The sequence below is a fragment of the Leptospira paudalimensis genome (genome assembly GCF_026151345.1).
Lineage (GTDB): Bacteria > Spirochaetota > Leptospiria > Leptospirales > Leptospiraceae > Leptospira_A > Leptospira_A paudalimensis.
In genome coordinates this window covers 1,870,268-1,890,638 of sequence record NZ_JAMQPR010000001.1, presented here as the reverse complement: position 1 = coordinate 1,890,638, position 20,371 = coordinate 1,870,268, and the positions used below count along the sequence as shown (strand labels likewise).

At 38.1% G+C, this 20,371-nt stretch carries 15 protein-coding genes and 1 pseudogene; 5 read left to right on the top strand and 11 right to left on the bottom strand.

All coding sequences use genetic code 11. The features are described 5' to 3' along the window. From ND855_RS08815 to ND855_RS08800, 4 genes are read left to right on the top strand one after another with little or no spacing between them, the layout of a single operon-like run. Positions 1-2,748 carry a SpoIIE family protein phosphatase gene (locus tag ND855_RS08815; RefSeq protein WP_265358037.1) on the top strand — a complete coding sequence of 916 codons (2,748 nt, stop codon included), beginning with the start codon at positions 1-3 and terminating at the stop codon, positions 2,746-2,748. Continuing rightward, the gene (locus tag ND855_RS08810; RefSeq protein WP_135688090.1) at positions 2,745-3,086 is read left to right on the top strand and encodes an STAS domain-containing protein; all 342 of its coding nucleotides are present in this window, start codon (positions 2,745-2,747) and stop codon (positions 3,084-3,086) included. Before ND855_RS08815 ends, ND855_RS08810 begins: the two co-directional genes overlap by 4 nt. A gap of 47 nt (positions 3,087-3,133) precedes the next feature. Beyond that, positions 3,134-4,780 (top strand): acyl-CoA carboxylase subunit beta, encoded by a 1,647-nt coding sequence (locus tag ND855_RS08805; RefSeq protein ID WP_265358036.1) that lies wholly within the window; start codon positions 3,134-3,136, stop codon positions 4,778-4,780. 5 nt (positions 4,781-4,785) lie between these two features. After that, positions 4,786-7,539, top strand: coding sequence for an ATP-binding protein (locus ND855_RS08800; RefSeq protein ID WP_265358035.1), 2,754 nt, complete (start codon positions 4,786-4,788; stop codon positions 7,537-7,539). 1 nt (position 7,540) lies between these two features. Here ND855_RS08800 and ND855_RS08795 read toward each other — a convergent pair whose 3' ends face one another. The 11 genes and pseudogenes from ND855_RS08795 to ispH all read right to left on the bottom strand — a co-directional run bounded on the left by ND855_RS08795 (position 7,541) and on the right by ispH (position 19,164). Beyond that, positions 7,541-8,593, bottom strand: coding sequence for a protein-glutamate methylesterase/protein-glutamine glutaminase (locus ND855_RS08795; protein ID WP_265359367.1), 1,053 nt, complete (start codon positions 8,591-8,593; stop codon positions 7,541-7,543). Between the two features lie 2 nt (positions 8,594-8,595). After that, positions 8,596-9,084 carry a chemotaxis protein CheD gene (locus tag ND855_RS08790; protein ID WP_265358034.1) on the bottom strand — a complete coding sequence of 163 codons (489 nt, stop codon included), beginning with the start codon at positions 9,082-9,084 and terminating at the stop codon, positions 8,596-8,598. Further along, entirely contained in the window at positions 9,085-9,561 is a 477-nt protein-coding gene (locus tag ND855_RS08785; protein ID WP_265358033.1) for a chemotaxis protein CheW, read from the bottom strand. Between the two features lie 14 nt (positions 9,562-9,575). Next, the gene (locus ND855_RS18855; protein ID WP_407658746.1) at positions 9,576-10,970 is read right to left on the bottom strand and encodes a methyl-accepting chemotaxis protein; all 1,395 of its coding nucleotides are present in this window, start codon (positions 10,968-10,970) and stop codon (positions 9,576-9,578) included. Continuing rightward, positions 10,953-11,495: pseudogene (locus tag ND855_RS18850) on the bottom strand (PAS domain-containing protein); the annotation flags it as partial. The pseudogene ND855_RS18850 and the gene ND855_RS18855, both read right to left, overlap by 18 nt. Before the next feature lie 808 nt (positions 11,496-12,303). Beyond that, on the bottom strand, positions 12,304-14,511 hold the full coding sequence (locus tag ND855_RS08775) for a chemotaxis protein CheA (protein ID WP_265358031.1): 2,208 nt from the start codon (positions 14,509-14,511) through the stop codon (positions 12,304-12,306). Beyond that, positions 14,511-14,882, bottom strand: a complete 372-nt coding sequence (locus ND855_RS08770; protein WP_265358030.1) for an STAS domain-containing protein — start codon at positions 14,880-14,882, stop codon at positions 14,511-14,513. The genes ND855_RS08775 and ND855_RS08770 overlap by 1 nt, the downstream gene beginning before the upstream one ends. A 2-nt stretch (positions 14,883-14,884) precedes the next feature. After that, positions 14,885-15,250, bottom strand: coding sequence for a response regulator (locus tag ND855_RS08765; RefSeq protein ID WP_265358029.1), 366 nt, complete (start codon positions 15,248-15,250; stop codon positions 14,885-14,887). Positions 15,251-15,262: 12 nt separating this feature from the next. After that, positions 15,263-16,543, bottom strand: a complete 1,281-nt coding sequence (locus ND855_RS08760) for an ATP-binding response regulator (protein WP_265358028.1) — start codon at positions 16,541-16,543, stop codon at positions 15,263-15,265. 48 nt (positions 16,544-16,591) lie between these two features. Further along, positions 16,592-18,214, bottom strand: a complete 1,623-nt coding sequence (locus tag ND855_RS08755; RefSeq protein ID WP_265358027.1) for a sensor histidine kinase — start codon at positions 18,212-18,214, stop codon at positions 16,592-16,594. Positions 18,215-18,216: 2 nt separating this feature from the next. Further along, on the bottom strand, positions 18,217-19,164 hold the full coding sequence (ispH, locus tag ND855_RS08750) for a 4-hydroxy-3-methylbut-2-enyl diphosphate reductase (RefSeq protein ID WP_265358026.1): 948 nt from the start codon (positions 19,162-19,164) through the stop codon (positions 18,217-18,219). Positions 19,165-19,402: 238 nt separating this feature from the next. Here ispH and ND855_RS08745 point away from each other — a divergent pair, with 238 nt between their 5' ends. Next, on the top strand, positions 19,403-20,251 hold the full coding sequence (locus tag ND855_RS08745; protein WP_002974229.1) for a flagellin N-terminal helical domain-containing protein: 849 nt from the start codon (positions 19,403-19,405) through the stop codon (positions 20,249-20,251). Positions 20,252-20,371: the final 120 nt, after the last annotated feature.

Sequence of the window (20,371 nt, the reverse complement as noted above, 5' to 3'; positions counted from 1 at the left end):
TTGAAACCTCACTCCCTTCCGCCGATTATCTTAAAAAACGAAGATGGCGGATTTTATCTTTCTTCCTCAAACGAACTAGATGATTTATACCATTTTATCTTAGGGCAAGCAAAACGATTTGTTTCTGCTAAATCAGCAGCTTTGTACCTTCGGAATGGGAAAGGGAATTTAAGTAAAATTGGACTCGTCACAGACAAAACAAATGCTGGGAACATCGCAAAACATGTGTTTAAGTCTAAGAAGAGTATTCTAGTCAAAAAAGGTACTCAATTAAATGTTAATGATGCACCTGTTTCCGAATCATATATAGCTTGTTATTTGGGAGACGAAATAGGGGATATGTCCCTCGGTGTTTTGGTTTTGGAAGGAATCAAACATTTTCAAAATTTTTCAGAACAAGATTTAGATCTAATCAATTATTTTAGTGCCAACTTAAATGCTTTATTTAAAGACACTGTTTTTTCGGATGTCGAACCTCAATTTTTTAACTCTCTGACTACATCAGTTCTACTTCTGATTGATAACGCAAATATCCATAACAATAATAATCGTCTCCAATACTTTTTGGAGGAAATCATTCGGGTAGCGGTCCTCATCAATACGAGTGTTGATTTGGAACATGTGCTTGTCATGGTAATGGAATCTGCAAAATCCGTGTTTCGGACGGAAGCAAGTTCCTTACTTTTATTAGATGAAAAAAAAGAGTTCCTATTATTCCATACAGTAACAGGTGAAAAAAGAGAAGAGGTCTCCAAAATCAAAGTCCCTGTAGGACAGGGGATTGCAGGCACCGTAGCGGTGACGAAACAACCCATGATCATCAATGATGCGCAAAATGATGACAGGGTCTTTCGGGATGTGGACAAAGCATCGAATTTTGTGACTCGGAATATTCTAGCAAGTCCCCTTATAGTGGGAGATGAGGTCATTGGTGTGATCGAAGCAATTAATACCATTGATCGGAATAACTTTAGCCAAGATGATATTGATACATTTTTGTCTTTTTCCAGTGCTTGTGCAGTGGCGATCCAAAAAACAAGGCTACTTGACAACCTAAATGTCACAAACTTAGAACTCAAACAAAAGTTAAGTACTCTTGAATCTATCTTTGATTTAGGCCAGGCTGTACTGGAATCTCATGATGAATTGGGCCTCATGTCAAAAACACTTAGCATTCTTACGAAGGAATTGTCATGTGAAGATGCAGGAATGGTCATCATTGAGGAAAAAAACAAAAATAGAATCCAAGTGTATGCAAGGCAGTTAGGGATTGTAAGAGAATCTTTTTTTCCCATGTTCGAAAGTCGTTTGTTTTTAAGCCTTATGGAATCTGGGAATCCTAGAATGGCAGTTGTCACTCCCCAATTGGAAGAATCCTTTTTGGAATTGGAGTTTTATACACTTAAAAAAAATTTTCTCATTTTACCCATTTCACCGAGGGGAGGGAATTTACGGGCTGCCTTGTATGTAAGTGGAAAACATTCTGCCCATTCCTTTAATGAGACAGACCTTCGGATGTTAAAAACATTATCCTCGCCTCTAGCCAAAGCTTATGAAAATTTACGGCTCAACCAAGAAATCATTACCAAAAAATCGATCGAAAAAGAAATCGAAATCACAAGAAAAATCCAAAACAATATTTTACCCAATGCTCTTATCCAATCTCCATTATTTGACCTAGGAGTAAAGTCAGTTGCCGCCAAAGAAGTGTCAGGTGACTTTTATGATTTCCATGCATTTGGGGATGAACAGTTTTCCTTTCTTGTGGCCGATGTTTCTGGTAAAAGTTTACCTGCAGCCATTTTTATGGCGATGTCCAGTTCGATTATCCGAACACTTTCCAGGACAACGGATATGTCCCCATCGGAACTTCTCTACCGTGCCAACCAATTGATTTATGAAGATTCGCAGTCGGGGATGTTTGTTACTTTATTTCTCGTTAATTACCAAAGGAAAACTCGCACTTTAAAATTTGCATCAGCAGGTCATAATGACCAAATTTGGATCCGAAAGGATGGGAGTTTTGAACTCCTTAAAGGAAAGGGGGCTCCGCTCGGAGTGGTCCCTCATACTAATTACCATGGTGGTGAGATCCAATTGGAACCAGGTGATATTTTGGTTTTTTATACAGATGGAGCCATTGAGGAAAAAAGTCCAGATGGGGAAGAATATGGCCTCGACCGCTTCATTGATTATATCATTGAACGAAGGCATGAATCTTCTCAAAAGATTATCGAATCCGTTTATGATGACATTCGTTCTTTTTCGAAGGCGGAAGAACAATACGATGACTTTACCGTTATGATTTTAAAATTTGCGGAGGTGGAAAGTTTTGAAATGGTAAAAACCTTTGATGCGCATCCAAATGAAATCCCAAAACTCCGTGATTTTATTTCTGAACATTTAGAGAAGAAAATTACAAAACCTTTTGCCTTCGACGACATCTTAATATCTTTGGATGAAGCAGCTACCAATATTGTGATGCATAGTTACAAAGATACAAATCTGCAGAATCCAAAGTTCGAATGTAAATTTGAACTCATTGGAGATAAGTTAAAAATTGTTCTCGTAGACGAAGGGAAACCTTTCGACAGGAAAAAAGTTCCGAAACCTTCCGTGGAAGCCAATTTGAAAGGTGAACGAAAGGGGGGATTCGGTGTTTATCTCATGGAAACCCTCATGGACAAAGTATCGTATGAATACAATGGGAAACAAAACATTACCTATTTGGAGAAAACAATCGTATGAACGAAGATAAAATTGGAATCCATTCGGAAGAAATGGGAAACAAGATGGTAGTACACGTCCAAGGCAATTTGGATGTTCACAATACACATAAAATTGAAAAAGATTTACTCTCTCTCGTCAGTTCTTCGGGAAAGTCTGTTATTTTTAATTTGAGCGAAGTTCCTTTTATTTCTTCAGCTGGACTTCGCCTCCTTGTCACAACACTTAGGCATTGCCAAGAACAGAAAATCAGCATTTCCATCTGTGGATTACAACCTGCAGTTGAGAAAGTCTTTGATATCATCGGGATGCAGCAGTTATTCACAATTTATCCCGATTTAGAAGCAGCTTTAAAGTAAAAATCACTTTTCTAAGTGGTCCTAAACAAAACATTGGAAAAAAACTTATGGAAACCATGCAGTATTCCCTAAACAACCCGTTCAAAGAATCCAAGGCTCCGGATACCAAAACCGGAATATATGATGATGCACTCAAACTCGGAAAAGAATTAATCGAAAAACCGTTTCTTGGTGGTGGTGAAGACAGAATTCGTGTCCAACACTCCAAAAGTAGGATGACGGTTTGGGAACGTATCAAAGTTCTCACAGACGAAGAACCGAACATCACTTACCAAAACTGGGGCCCCAATTTAGATGGAGCCTCCATCGTTACAGGAATTTTAAACATCAAGGGTCGCGATGTAGCAGTCTACGGACATGATTTTACCCTACGTGCTGGTTCCATGGATGCAACAAACGGTAGTAAACTTGCTCGCCTCATCCAAATGGCTGGAACTCATGGAATCCCACTCATCGGGATGAATGACTCTGCAGGTGCCTATGTGCCAGCGGGTGTGGGTGGTCTCGACGGATACTCCGAAGCTTTCACGGCACTTCGTAAAATCAGTGGTGTAGTTCCTTCTGTCATGCTGATGTTTGGGTTTAACGCTGGTGGTGGTGCTTACCTCCCTCGCCAAGGATCATTTATGATCCAATGTGATGGTACTTTTTTTGGTCTGACTGGACCTGGTGTGGTGAAGTCAGTCCTTGGGGAGGATATCTCTGCAGAAGACTTAGGGGGACCAAAAGTACACGGGCAATCTGGTGTGGTTGACCTTGTCACTGGTGACGAGTTGGGTTCTCTACGCACAGCCATCCGTCTTCTTTCTTATTTGCCAGACAATAACCATAGTTTTGCGCCATTTTATCCAACGTCTGACCCTGTAGACAGATTCATTTATGAGGAAGACATTCTTTTCCGTAAAACATTCAATTCTCCAACAGGAATGAACACTCCGTTTGACATCACTCTGTACTTACAACAGATCTGTGATCATGGTGAGTTCTTTGAATTACAACCACAAAGAGCAAGAAACATCGTCACTGCTTTTGGTCGAATTGGTGGTCACGTAGTTGGTTTTCTTGCCAATAACTCTGCTGTTTCTTCTGGTCAGATTGACATTGGAGCTTCTCGTAAAGGAACTCGTTTTGTTCGATTCTGTAACTTGTACAATATCCCAATGGTGTTTGTAGAAGACACAACTGGATTTTTACCAGGTCGCGACCAAGAACATAATGGTATCGTTCTCGAAGGAAGAAAACTCCTCGATTCCATCATTGACCTTCGTACACCAAGACTCACACTCATCATTCGTAATGCGTTTGGTGGTGCTTATGCTACATTTAACTCCTATTTTACGGGAGCATCGATGGTATTTGCTCTCCCTACTGCAAGGATTGCCGTTATGGGTCCTGCTGGAAAAGAGTATGTATACAAAGATGAAATCACTGGGGTTCAAAAAGAATACCTTGCCAACGTAAAAAAGGGAATGAGTGAAAAAGAAGCAATTTCCATTCGCGATGGAAAACTTTTTGAAATTGGCCAACGATACGAAAAAGAACTCATGAATCCAAAAGAAGCACTTTCTCTTGGTTCAGTTTCTTCTATCATCCTTCCAGGTTACACTCGTAATGTTTTATCCAAAAACTTAAGTTTCCTGATGTCGAAATACAAACCGGCGGAAATGTCCGGACCTCAAAGGGAGTTTGAATAATTTCCATGTTAGATAAGAATTTAAAACGCATTCAGTTCCAAGAATCAGAATCCGCATGGATTCGTTCCTTCAGTGTGGAATCAATCAAATGTCTCATCGTTTGCCGTGGTCCTGTTCGTAAGGAAACGATGGATGTATTTGATGCCATTGGTGTGAAAGAATATGGAATTTTACTTTCTGAAAAAGATTCTATCGTCTATCCAAAAGCATTAGCCCCAGAACTTCGTAACTTCCGTTTCCCAGAAAACATCCACCGTGTTCCCGATTATATGGGAGCAGGTAAGGAAGAAAAAGAAGAACGTATCCACCAAATCATAGGAATCGCCAAAGACAATGGATACACACATATCTTTGCTGGTTATGGATTTATGGCAGAAGATGCTGAGTTCATTGAAGCCATTGAAAAAGCAGGCATCATCTTTATGGGACCAAGTTCCCATGTCGCAAAAGGTGCAGGGGCAAAAGACGAAGCAAAAAAACTCGCACGTAGTCTCAATGTATCGGTAACCCCAGGTGTGGACAATATCACAGCCCTCGCGTTACTTCGCAAAACTGGGAATTCCAAAGATGGTCTCCTAAAAGTTGCCAAAGAAAATAATTTAAACTTCTCCTTTGATGAGAAAAAATCTTTGGAAGACAATGCGGAAAATTTACTCCAATTGTCTTACGAAAAAACAATCGATATCACGTCGATCCCTGACCTACAAAAAGAATCAGAAATTCTATGTGAAGACATTTGGAAGAAGTATCCTGGCAAACGAATCCGATTCAAATACATCGGTGGTGGTGGTGGAAAAGGCCAACGTGTAATCTCTTCTAAAGGAGAAATTGAATCTGCTGTGATGGAAATCTTAGCGGAGTCAAAAGTGACTGCTGTTGGTTCCAACCGAAACTTCCTCATTGAGTTAAACATCGAAAACACTCGTCACAATGAAATCCAGCTCATTGGTAACGGAGAATGGTCCTTGTCTCTTGGAGGACGTGATTGTTCCCTTCAGATGCACGAACAAAAACTCCTAGAGATTTCACAAACTGTAGAACTCTTACAAAAAGAAGCAGAACTTGTTCGTTCTTCCAATCCCAAAAAAGCAGCCATCCTCGACAAAGATGTGCAAACCCTCAAAGATATGGAACACCAAGCAGAAGTGTTTGGAAAGGCAATTCGCCTTAACTCCGTATCTACATTTGAATGTATCGTAGAAGGAAATAGTTTTTTCTTTATGGAAGTTAACACTCGGATCCAGGTGGAACACCGTGTGACTGAGATGGTTTACAAGATGAAGTTTACCAATCCGAACGATCCAAATGACTTCTTCTACATTGATTCCCTAGTGGAAGCGATGGCAGTACTCTCCATCCACGGACCACGAGTTCCAAAACCAGAGCGAATTGTTCGTAATGTTTCTGGAGCAGAAGTTCGTATCAATGCGACTAACCGTGCCTTACAACCACACGCAGGTGGAATCATCCAAAACTGGTCAAATCCACTTCCAGAAGAGATTCGAGATGACCAAGGGATTTGTACACGGAACCCTGATACAGGTGCCTTTGTGCATTACAACTTGGCTGGTGCTTACGACTCCAACGTAGCTCTCATCGTTTCGTATGGAACTAGCCGTTCCGAAAACTTAGAAGTTTTAGGAAATATCCTTCGCAAAACAGAACTTAGAGGCCAAAACCTTGAAACGAACTTACTTGTCCACTATGGTCTCATCCAATGGATTTTAGGTAAGGATGCAATGTTCAAACCATCCACTGCTTTTATGATCTCCTACTTAGCAGGGATAGGTGCGTTACAATCCATCATCAATGATTTGGATTTGGAATACCTTTGGTCAGAAAAAACGAAAGCCGCTGAAGCCGACTTAAAAAAAGTTCTTAGCAAAAAGATGACACTAGTGATCCGACCAATGGAACGACTCCTTGCAAACCCACATTTACTTGGCGGTTTTTTAGGATACTTTGACGGAAAACTATGGTCACGAACAGGAAACCAAGTTTCCTTCAATGAAAATCCAATCCAATTCTTAGATTCATTGTATTACTACTTAAATCTAGATGCGACGGAACAAAAAGCTAGTTCAGAAAAAATTTGGGACCATGACGAAAAGTTACTCATGGAAGCAAAAGAGTTTTATTCTGAATTCTCTAAACGCACAGGTCTCAAAAGTTGGAAAGAAATTGTGGATGTGTTTGCGAAAGGGAAAAACCCATCCAAAGAAATTTCCGATGAACTTTGGGAAAAAGTAAAAGCAAGTCATAACGGTTTCCAAGCGGGACTCGAAACGTTACTCCTTCTTCCTAAAATCGGAATCAAATCGAATTTTTTTGGTTTGGATGTGAATGCTGATTTGGACGGAGTGGTTCCAGATGAATTCAAAAACAAAGACACACGCGATGCGTTTATCAAAACACTAAACCCTCCACCAAAGATGTCTGGTGATGAAATTGTAGCTCCTATGGGTGGAATGTTCTACTCCAAAGAAGCTCCAAACCTTCCTCCGCTCATCAATGAGGGAGACCATTTCCAAGCAGGACAACCTCTCTTTATCATTGAAGTGATGAAAATGTTTAATAAAATCCTCGCACCAGTGAGTGGGACAATCGTGAAAAATTTAATGGTGGATTCTGATGGAAAGATTGTGACAAAAGCACAACCCATCTTCAAAATCAAACCAGATGAAATTTTGAAGGAAGAATCACCCGAAGACATTCGAAAAAGAAAAGTAATGGTAACAAAGGAATTGGGGCTCGGTTGATTTAACCGTAGCCTACAATGGTTTTGTGAATTTCACTTAAAGGGAGGATGTGGTCTACACATCCTCTTTTAATTGCCTCTTTTGGCATCCCAAAAACCACAGAAGTTTCTTCGTTCTGTGCAATTGTTTCCGCTCCAGCCTCTTTCATTTCCACAAGACCTGATGCCCCATCGTCACCCATTCCCGTCATGATGATACCTCTCGCATTTTTCCCTGCAGATTTTGCCACGGAGCGAAATAAAACATCTACAGATGGTTTGTGTCGGTTGACGAGGGGGCCATCCACGACTTCTACAAAGTACTGAGCTCCAGAACGTTTGAGGGTCATATGTTTGTTCCCTGGGGCAATGAGGGCAAGTCCTTTGACGACTCGATCGCCATGTTTTGCTTCCCTAACGACAATTTCACAGATCGAATCCAAACGTTTAGCAAAAGCCTCTGTGAATTTTTCTGGCATATGTTGGACAATGACAATTCCAGGGGTTTTATCTTTTGGTAATTTGGTTAACACGTGTTCCAGTGCGATTGTTCCACCAGTTGATGTTCCAATCGCTACAATTTTTTCTGTAGCTTGTAAGGATGAGAGTTCTTGTTTTTTATCCAATTGGATTTTGAATTCATTTGAATGGCTTGGTTTTGGTAAATGTTTGATGGTGGCAGAGGCAGCAGCAATCACTGCATCTGTGAGTGCAATTGTACTTTCGTTTAAAAAATCTTTGAGTCCAATTTTTGGTTTGGTGATGATATCACAGGCACCTAAGTTCATCGCGAGGATAGCAGTTTCCGAACCTTCTTTTGTTAATGTAGAACAAATGACAACAGGTGTTGGTCTCTCCATCATAATTTTTTTAAGAAAAGATAAACCATCCATTCTTGGCATCTCAATATCGAGAACAATTACGTCAGGCCAATCATTATTCATTTTGTCTAAAGCAAAGATAGGGTCAGAAGCACTGCCTAAAAATTGGAAATTTGAATCTTCTTTGAATATTTCGGTTAACACTTGTCTTACGACAGCAGAGTCATCGATTACAAATACTTTGATCTTTTTCATCATTATTTTTTTTCCACCCAAACTTCTCCGTCCCAAATCGAAAAATAAATTTTTCTCGATAGGTTTCCACCAGTATCTTCTGAGATAATTTTAATTTGGTTTTCCAATAAAATTTTTTTCGCAAACTCCGCATTCCTAGTTCCAATTAAGTTGGTAATATCATTGCGAAAAATTTCCCTTTCTTCTCCGAGAAACATATTCGAACCGCCGAAAATTTTAGCCGAATACTGGTTTGGTTTTGTATGTTTTTTTTTGATCTCAGATAAAAAATACTGAAATGCATCGATTCCGTATTTGTAAGTTTTTTCCAATTTGATGTCAGCAGGGTAGGGAAGTAAAAAATGGCACATCCCTCCAATATGAAGGGTTGGATGCCATAAAACGATCGAAACACAGGAACCAAGAAGAGTACGCACCCGATAGTTGCTATCGCCGAAGAAAATTTCTCCAGGATTTAAAAATCGGTCTATCACTTCAACAGGAGGTTCCATTTAACTCACTTGAGATGATGTTTCTTGGATGGTTTGGATTTCTGTTAAATCAAGGATTTGGTTGATTTTCAAAATGATCACAAATTGATTTTCTAATTTTCCGATTCCCTGTATAAAATCTAAACGAATTTTAGAACCAAAACTGGGTGCATCTTCGATTTGGTTTTCAGGAATGTCTACCACCTCGTTGACTTCATCAACGAGTAGACCCACATCAATTGTTTCTTTTTCTAATTTGATCTCAGTGATGATGATACAGGTTTTCCGATTGGTTTCCGTTTTCTTTTTATAAAACCGCATGTTTAAATCAATCACGGGAACAACATTGCCACGTAAATTGATCACCCCTGGGATGTATTCAGGCATCATGGGTACATGAGTCACCGAATCAAATTCGATGATTTCTTTTATGTACAAAATTCCTAAACCAAATAATTCATTGGAGAGTAAAAAGGTTAGGTATTGAATTTCCTGCATTTTGTTTCTCCCCCTTAGTATTTTTGGAATTTATCATGATCATAGGAAGTATCAATTTTACTGTTTCCAATCTCTTTTTTACCAGTTGGTTGTTTTGAGAGTGAAAGCCTGCTAGATTTGTTCTCCACTTGGCTTGTGACAGTTGATAATTTCCCTAATTTGAAAAAACTAATCGAAGACATGAGTCTTTCCGATTGGGCTTGTAACTCCTCTGCAATTGCCGCTAGTTCTTCCGATGCACTGGCTGATTGTTGTGATACTTGGTCAAGTTGTCCCATGGCTTTGTTCACTTCATTGACACCAGAAGACTGTTCTTGGCTTGCTGCCGTGATTTCCTGCACAAGGTCAGCAGTTTTATTGATCGCAGGGACAATCTCTTCGATCAACTTCCCTGCTGATTCTGCAATTTGAACGGAACTTCCAGCAAGGGTACCAATTTCATTGGCTGACTTTTGTGAACGTTCTGCAAGTTTTCTCACTTCAGAGGCAACTACAGCAAAACCCTTTCCATGTTCTCCAGCCCTTGCTGCTTCAATTGCGGCATTTAACGCGAGTAAGTTTGTTTGGTAGGCAATGTCTTCAATGATGGAAATTTTATCAGCAATTTCTTTCATAGCTTTGACTGTGTTTTTTACTGCTTCACCACCTTGTTTTGCATCTTTAGCAGACTTGGTTGCAATTGTGTCTGTTTGTTTTGCATTCTCTGCATTTTGGTCAATGGAAGCTCCCATCTCTTCTAGAGAGGCAGAAGTTTCTTCGACTGATGCTGCTTGTTCACTTGCACCTTGTGATAACGTGCTTGCTGTGGATGCAACTTCATCTGCAGCCGAAACAAGTGCATCGGTGTTTGTTCGAACATCATTGATGATCTCAACTAGTTTTTTTGCCGTATTATTGAAGGAGTCTCTTAGCTTTGCGAAGCCACCTTCATAATGGTTTGTGATCAGTTGAGTTAAATCTCCATTTTCAAGTGCGGCAAGTCCAACCACCAAATCATCAACAATCCTTGCTGTTTCGATTGCCAATTTTTTTTGTTCCGTGATGTCGGTTGCAAATTTGATGACTTTGTATGGTTTTCCATTCAAATCCAAAATAGGGTTATAAGTTGCTTGTAACCAAACTTCTTTTCCACCTTTCCCAATCCGCTTGTATTCTGCCGTTTGGAATTCCCCACGTGCCAAAGATGCCCAAAAATGTTTGTATTCTTCTGAATTCACATAGGTTGTTTCAACAAAAATTCGATGGTGTTTTCCTTCTATTTCTGACAATGAATAACCCATTGTATTCAAAAAGATTTCGTTTGCAGTTAAAATGGTTCCATCAACTAAGAATTCAATGGTTGCTTGTGCCCGATTGATAGCTTCAATTTGGCTTGTAAATTCTTGTGTACGTTTTTTATTTTCAGTGATATCGGTTGCAAATTTAATTACTTTCGTGGCAACTCCATTTGCATCGAGGATAGGAGTATAAGTTGCTTGTAACCAAACTTCTTTTCCATTTTTTCCAATTCGTTTGTATTCCGCAGTTTGGAACTCTCCTCTGTTTAAAGCAGCCCAAAATTGTTTATAAGCTTCGGAAGTATATTCCTTTGATTCTACAAACATCCTATGGTGTTGTCCTCTGATCTCAGGCAAATTGTAACCCATTAAGTTTAAAAAGTTTTCATTTGCTGTGATGATAGTTCCATCCATTTGGAATTCGATAGTCGCTTGGGACCTGTCAACAGCTCGTGAAGTCGCATTGATTTCTGTGACATCGGCCCATTCTACGACACTTCCCAATCTTTCTCCTGTTTCCGTAAGTATCGGGTTGGCAATTAAACTAAATTCTCGATTTCCAATTTTGATATTTGATTTGTGTTCAGAAGTGAAGGTTCCAAGTAACTTTCTTTGGTGGCTTGGGTCCTTGTGGTAGGTATCAATATTGCTACCCATCAGATTCTTTAGTGAAAAATTTCGAATTTGTTTTTGAATCTCTGATTCTGAATTCGAAAACATTTTTTGAATCGATTTGTTCATATAAACAACATCTAAATTCAAGTCAGCAATCATCACATTCGTAGAAACAGAATCAAGAGCTGTTTTAATTTGTGTTGATTCTTTGAATGGTTTGGTGATTTGTTTGATGAGTAAAAGTAATAAAATAAAAGAGATAACAAGAAACACAATACTTGCGGATGGAATCGAGTAGTCTTGTTTTGATTGGTTCGATAAAGTTGCATTTACTTCTTTTAAATTTGCTTCAAAAAAGAATTTTAGTAACTCTTGTAAACTATTTGAATAATTTTTCCACTTACTAGAGAGTTCTGGATTTAAAATGTCTTTTTGTTTTTTGTTGGATTGTCCTTCCAGTTGGTTTAAACTGAAACGTACTGATTCCGTATAAATGTTTTTCTCATTGATGGAAGATTGAAATTTTTTCTTCTCATCTTCTTTTGTGAAAAGTTTTGTTACTAACTCGAACGTTTTGTCTAATTTATCAATATCATATTTAATTTTTGCAATCTGTGATTCTTGTGGTTCTGACGACAGAATTAAGTTTGTGACTTCTTCCTGAATGGACATACTCAGTTGGATTAAATGAGTGATGGAGTCAGATTTTTGGATTTTTTCTTCTGTATTAATGCTTGGAATATCTTGTTTTGAAAACAATCCAAATTGGTACAAATTGATCAAGATGGTAAACAAGAATCCGATTAAAAAATAACCGACTAACTTTGTGTTTGTGCTAATTGACTTCATATTAACCCCTGTGGCTATAAAATTTCTGGTTTTCTACTGTGATTGTTCTTTCAAATAAGGAAGGAACATCGATAATTAATGCAACATTTCCATCACCAAGGATACTTGATCCACTGACACCTTTGACATGGCGAAAAACAGAACCCATTGGTTTAATCACTGTTTGGTATTCACCTAATAATTTTTCGACTACTATGCCTGCTTTTTTGTCACCGTTTCTAACGATCACAATATTTTCCCTTGGTTGTTCTGAATCAACATCACATGGATAATAGTCTCTCAGTCGGAGGAATGGAATTAAATTTCCACGTAAGGCGAAAAATTGATTCGAGTCTGTTTTGTGGTCATCTGAAAAGTGTAAACATTCCAAAACCATTTCCATCGGTATGATAAAGTGACTTTTTCCTACTGCTACCAAAAATCCTTCAATGATAGCAAGTGTAAGAGGTAATCTCAAGATAAAACGGCTTCCTTGGTTTGGAGTCGATTTAATGGATATGGATCCTCGTAATGATTCTATATTTTTATACACTACATCTAGACCAACACCTCGACCTGAAACATTAGTGATTTGAGATGCAGTCGAAAATCCTGGATGGAATAGTAGTTTGTAAACTTCTTCGTCGGAGTCAGGCATCTCACCAAAAACAATCCCTTTTTCTATTCCTTTTTTCCAGACCTTTTCTTTTGAGATTCCGTTCCCATCATCACTGACTTCTATGATGACATTCCCTGCTTCATGATATGCAGTGAGTTTTACAGTTCCTTGTTGGTCCTTGCCGTTTCTTTTTCTTTCCTCAGGTAACTCTAATCCATGATCACATGCATTGCGAACCAAATGGGTGAGGGGATCACTTAATTTTTCTACTATATTGCGATCAAGTTCTGTTTCGTCACCTTCTGTAATGAGGCGAATGTCTTTTTTCAATTCTTTGCCTAAGTCACGAACAATTCGAGAATACTTTTGAAAACTCTCCCCAATGGGAACCATTCTGAGTTTTAATGAAATTTCCCTGACTTCGTTTAATAATCTCATTACAATGAGAGATGATTCTTGTAAATTTGAGTCGTCTGAGTCTCCAATGAGTTGGTTCATATTGGCGCAAGATACTACAAGTTCACCAACTCGATTGATTAAATTATCAATTCGTTTAGAATCAACTTTGATTGTGGAAGATTTATGTGATTCTTTGCTTTGGTCTGAATTTTGATTTTTTTCTATCGAGCTTGGTTCCTCTTTGTGAATGCCTTGGGAAACTACGGAAGAGTTGGAAGGAATACCTGTTTTTCTTGATTTGATCTCTTCCAGATACGTTAGAAAATTGTTGTCATCGAGGATTTGGATTTCTTTCCAAACATTGCCTAAATATATTTCTTCTTCTGGGAGTTGGTTTGATAAATCAACTAAATCCTCAACGGAAAACCCGGGTGGGTAAATGTGCAAAAAGCAATCAGATTCAATGAAGTTAAAAACTTTTTGAACTGTTTCCAAATTTTCTTTGGAACTAAAATTGATTTCAAATCCTAAATAACAATTTTCAGGATCAAATTCGATAGGTTTAGGCAAAAATTGGTCAATGGTTTTCAAAGAAATAATGGTACCAATTTTTTTTAAGTATCCAATAAAGGAAATCGGATCAAGACCTTGTGAAAATACATTTTGATTGGGACGAAAGGAAATGAGGTAACTTGTTGTATTTTCTGATTTTATGCTCTCAATGTTAGTAGAAGGTTCATTCTGCCGTTCGTTTGAGTTCGAATCATGATGAGTAACCATTTGAATTCCATCATTTTGATGAGACGTTTTTGGTGGTGCAGCAGACGACTGAAGGTATGGTTTCATCTCATCCAAAATCAATTGGCCAAATGATATTTTTTCATTTGAAATTTTACCTTTTGTTTCTTCAGAAACTAAAAAGGATAAATGGTCTTTTGCTTTGAGTAATATTTCCGTCAGAGTGGGTTGGAATGGAATCAGATGGGAACGAAGTTCATCCAATAAATTTTCGACAACATGTGTAAAAGAAACAGTAGATTCATACCCAAACATACCGGCAGTACCTTTGATGGTATGGACTGCTCTAAAGATAGCATTGAGGTCTTCGTCATTTGGTAATGATGATTCCGTTCGGAGTAAGATTGCCTCCATCTCTCGTAAAAGTTCATCGGATTCAACTAAATAAGCGTCTATGACTTCCGATAAGTCCATCAGGATACTTTCCTTGTTCCATAACGAAATTCGACTTCATTTGCATGTTCTTTTTTCACTTTGATACGATCTCCGAAAAAAGAAACCAAACCAAGTAAATCCATGACCTTTAACACCGGTAAGGAGTGGTTTGTTAATGATAAGATCTGTTGGTTGGACTGGCATCGTTTTTTTAAATACACCAATAATTGAATGCCAGAAGAATCGATTCTTTCAATTCCATTCAAATGTAAAATGATCTTTTTCCCTTTTATGTTTTCCCATTGGATTGAGTAAGTAGACCATTCTTTGATAAAAGGTACGGTGAGGTATCCGTTCCAATGGATCTCCATTCCCTCCTTCGTATGTTGAATGGTTTGATTTGGTTCCATCGTTAAGGTAATAATTTCGTAATGGTATCTAACAATTCTTCAGGGGAAAAAGGTTTTGTTAACCAAGCTTTTGCACCAGCATCGATACCTTGTTGTTTTTTTTCAGGTTGTGATTCTGTAGTCAACATGATGATAGGAGTAAATTTAAACTTAGAATTCTCTTTTACTTTTTTGATAAAAGAAATCCCATCCATGTTTGGCATATTCATATCAGAGACAATTAAATCGACAGGATTTGACTCTAATTGTTTTAGACCTTCTAATCCATCTCCAGCTTCAATAAGATCAAAATTTGCATTTTTTAAGTGCACAGAGATGATCTTTCGAAACACTGCTGAGTCATCAATAATTAAGATTTTTCTATTCATTTTGTTTTCCTTTTAAGATTGGATAGGGAGAAAAATTTCTGCGATCACACAGGATGCTTTTGTTTCAGTCGTGTGATCAATTGCATTTCGTATAAAAAACATTCCATTATGTTTATGTAATAAAAAATCTACCATCGTTAAACCAAGGCCTAGGCTAAATTTTTCTTTGTGGTGAAAGCTTTCAACTGGTGGATGAATTCTGTAAAAAGGTTCCACCAATTTTTTTTCTGAAACTGTAAGTTGTTTTGCATAATCATCTTCGATTAGGTTGTTTTTTGCTGATAAACAAAAATAACCATCAACGAAAGTGACAAAGATATCAAAATTTGACTTGGGTTTGGAATACTTTAATCCATTTGTAAAAATTTCATGGATGATGGTTCGAATTGCATTCAAATTGACTTCTAATTTTACTGTTTGTTTGACAACAGGAAGATTGATTTTGATTTCTTTGGATTCAGTTTCCTTTTGAAACTCTTTTACAATCTCAGGAAGGATCTGTAACAACTCATCACTTGTAATTTTAGACAATTGTAAGTGGGTTTGAATTGTTTCAACGGCCATATCAAGGCCTTTTAACATTGTTTTGTTATGTTCTTGGTTTTCAGAAAGTAAATCCCAAAAATCCTTTGGAATGATATAGTTTCCATTCTCAACTGTTTTCATTTTTTCGATTGAATCGATAATGGTAGTCATCGCGCCGAGTCCAGAACCTTGCATGAGAGTGGTTTTTAAATTCAAGATAGAATTTAGTTCCGAATTTACTTCATTGGTTTTGCGATGAGACTCCTTATAATTGAGCCATTCCAATTGGCTTTTTAATTCTTTGGATTCTTCATCAATGAGAACTGCTTCCATCCGTTTTAAGTAGACGTATTCTAATGCTTTTTCCAGACGATCGGCAACAATTTCTACATGGAGAGGTTTGATTAGGTAGTCATAAACTCCCATTTTCATAATTTCGATGATTTCTTCCGTTTGGTCGATAGCAGTTTGTACCATAAAAACTGATCTCGGATCGAATTTTCTTTGTTCTGCGATAAATGTTTTTCCATCCATCACAGGCATCATCAAATCCACCAAATAGAGGCTATACGACTTGTTTTTTGCCATTTCCAAGGCAATTTTACCGTTTTCAGCAACTTCGTATGATACACCAATTCGTTTACAGATCCCTTCGAGGAGAACCTGATTTTCTTTTTTATCTTCAATGATCAGGATAGGTTCTTTTGGCCTACGTTGGTGTTCTGTTTTAGAAACAGAAGTATATGTCGTATCGATTAGTTCCACCATATAGAATATCGGAAATTCTATTCGAGTTTCCTAATTCGTTCAATACCTTTATTTAATATTTTCGGGTATATTGAGTATAAAAGTGGAACCTTCTTCTGGGTTGGATAAGAGGGTGATATTCCCACCCAATTTTTCTGCTAGTCCTTGGGAAATGGAAAGACCAAGTCCTGTGCCTTCAATTTTTCCATCGTCGTTAAGTCTTGTGAAACTATGAAAGATCCGTTTTTGGTCTTCTTGTGAAATGCCTGGTCCAAAATCGCGAATTGAAAAATTCACCCCAAAATCGGACCATTCACAATGTAATTCGACATAAGAATGATCACCATACTTAATCGCATTCGAAAGTAAATTTAAGAGGATTTGTTGGATTTTTCCACTATCCGATCGAACCAGTTTCGACTGGATGGGAGGGAAAAAACGGATTTCAATGCCTTTGGCATTTGCTTGTGGTTGGATTAATTCTAAACTTTGTCTGCAGATTTCTTCTGGTTTGAATTCAGAGTACACAATGTTAAGTTGACCTGATTCAATTTTCATCAAACTGAGAATTTCATTGATCATCTTGAGAAGTCTCGTTCCACCTGAGTAAATGTACTGTAGGTATTCTTTCCCCGTTACATCTTCTTCTGGTAACTGGATCAATTTTGAAAATCCTATGATGGAATTGAGAGGGGTACGAAGTTCATGGCTGACATGGGCTAAAAATTCTGTTTTTGCTTTGTATGCTCGTTCTAATTCTTCTTTGGTTCTCGATAAATCCAAAGTTCTTTCTAAAATTAAAGATTCTAATGTGGATTTGTAACGGTTGAGTTCGGTTAAATCGGAATCTCTTTGTACAAATAAACCCATCCACCGACTCACAGTTTGGTAAATGAGTAAATTCTCGTGGTGGATCACGAAATTGGGAACATATTTTTGGAATCCCATAATACCCAAGAATTTGTTTTCGAATTTGACTGGAATGAATAAAATCGATTTTGCTTTTGATTCTTCAAAATACCATTGTTCTTTTGGTAATGCTTTTTCTTTTGTTAAGTAAATAATCTTTCCATTTTTTAATTTGTGCAGCCACCTGTTTATCCCTTCTTTTTTCCAATCTAACGTTTGAAATTTATTAGGTAGTAACGGGTATTCGGTGGACTTTCTTTCGTTTACCCAAATTTCAAATTTTTGTGTTTCATCAGTACTGGTATTTTTCAAAAAGAATATCGAATCCATCTCCGTGAAATACAAAAGTTGGTAAAGAGCTTGAGGTAAACTTTCACGGATGGAAGGTTTTTGGATGAGGATTTGGATGGAGGAAGCAACTCCCAATTCAAACCGAAGCCTCCAAGCAATTTCCTCTTCTTGCTTTTGTTTGATTGTGATATCTCGGATCACAAACTTTGTAAATTGGATTTCTTTTGAGGCAGACGGATAATCAAAATGCCCAAAGGATGTTTCTAATACTTTTCCATCTGTTTTATAAATGATTTCTGTATTAAAATCATAATGAGAGATTTTGTTTTTTAAAAAATTAGGTAAGTCGAACTCTTTCTCTAATTGTGAGAAGATAGAGTTTTTTAACAAAACATCATAGTTTTTTTCTTCTAAATTGATCTGTAAAATGGCAGTTCCCCAATCATTTCCCTCTAAAGAGGCTTTAAATAATGATAAGGGATCTTGGATCATTTTTAAAATTGTTTTAGGAGTTCCTTTGGAAGTTTGAAACTCATAGTATCTTCACGACTTTCAGGGTATAAAGAAACTTTTGCATTGGGAAAATGTTTTAGTATTTCTTCTACAATTTCATCAACCAACACTTGTGGGCTTGAAGCACCGGCCGTGATTCCTAATGTTTTGATTCCTTGGTTTATGATGTAATTTGGATTTACGTCTTCTTTTTTCGAAATTTGAAAACTAGATGGTCGAGTTTTTTTTGCCAACTGGCAAAGCCGAACTGAATTAGAAGAGTTTTCGGCACCGATCACTAACATGGCATCAACGGACTCTAACATTTTTTGTACGGCATCTTGTCTTTCCGTTGTCGCATAACAAATATCATCTTTTTGTGGGTGTTCCACAAAAGGGAAAACTTCTTCAATTTTTTTGACAATGTTTTTTGTGTCTGCTACGGAAAGGGTAGTTTGCATCAAGTAGGTAAGCGGTTTGTCTAAAGAGATTTTTTCTTTTAAACTCTCCACATCTTCTGGAGATTCCACAAGGAACATCTTTGCTTCTCCCATGGTGCCAATGGCTTCGTCATGGCCTCTGTGTCCGATATAAATGATTTGGTGGCTGTCTTTGATATTTCGTGCTTTTTTATGAACCCTTGTAACGAGAGGGCAGGTGGCATCGCCAATTTTCATTTTTCGATCAGTGGCTTCTTTTACGACTTCGGGGGAAACTCCATGTGCAGAGAATACCACAGTTGCACCATCAGGAACTTCGCTTAGTTCGCTAATGAATTGGATTCCTTTTTTTTTCATTTCTTCCACAACTCGTTGGTTGTGAACGATTTCTTTTCTCACATAGAGAGGTTCACCTGAATTTTCTTCAAAAGCCTGTTCCACATAAGAAATTGCATATTTGACACCTGCACAAAAACCTCGTGGGTTTGCTAAATAAACCGTTTCTAACACGAAAAACCTACCTTTTCACTCAAGTCCATTTCCATAGAATTCCTAGGACATATTTTCGAAAAGGGGAAGTTCTGTTTTTATTCAAATTTTATTTCATTTTCCCTATTATCCTCCCTCCCAGAATGACCGATCCTTATCTTGAAAAGGCCAAGGATGGCCATTTCGAAAATTCATCAATTTCTTGGGTTCAAGGTGAAAACCTTGAGCGGTGAGAGAACGGATTCAAGGAGGAACCCGGATGATTATCAACCACAACGTAAGTGCGATCTTTGCACACAGAACTTTGAAGTCTAACGACGCGAACCTGAGCAAAGATATCGAAAAGTTGTCTTCTGGTATGCGTATTAACAAAGCCGGAGATGACGCATCTGGACTTGCAGTGTCTGAGAAAATGAGAACTCAGATTGCTGGTCTTCGACGTGCAGAACAGAATACTGAAGATGGTATGTCCCTCATTCAAACGGCGGAAGGATATCTTCAAGAAACACACGAAATCGTTCAACGTGTTCGTGTACTCGCGGTGCAAGCTGCGAACGGTATCTACTCGGAAGAAGATAGACAACAGATCCAAGTCGAGGTTTCACAGCTAGTGGACGAGATCGATCGTATTGCTTCTCAAGCAGAATTCAACAAAATGAAACTGCTTACAGGAGCTTTTGCTCGACTCAACCCAACTGCTAGTATGTGGTTCCATATTGGAGCTAACATGCACCAAAGAGAGCGCGTGTACATTGAAACAATGAACACTGCGGCATTGGGATTAAGAAACCCTACGGTTCTTACTTTCATCTCTCTTTCGACTGCAGGTAAAGCTAACTCCGTAATCGGACTTTGTGATGATGCCCTAAGAGTGATCTCTAAACAAAGAGCTGACCTTGGTGCTTATTACAACCGTATGGAGCATGCTGCGAAAGGACTTATGAATGCTTATGAAAACACACAAGCTTCTGAGTCTCGTATCCGTGATACTGACATGGCTGAACAAATGACCAGCTTCACGAGATACCAAATCTTAACTCAGGCTGCTACATCAATGCTTGCGCAAGCAAACATGAAGTCTCAGTCAGTGATGAGATTGCTCCAGTAATAGGATAAGAGAAACTAAAGTCCCGGGCAGGGTGGTTGGGGCCCCGGCTTTGGTTTCTCGATTTTCTTTTTTAATGTTTTAATTCTACACCAAATTCTTTCACCAATTTCTAATTTTCCA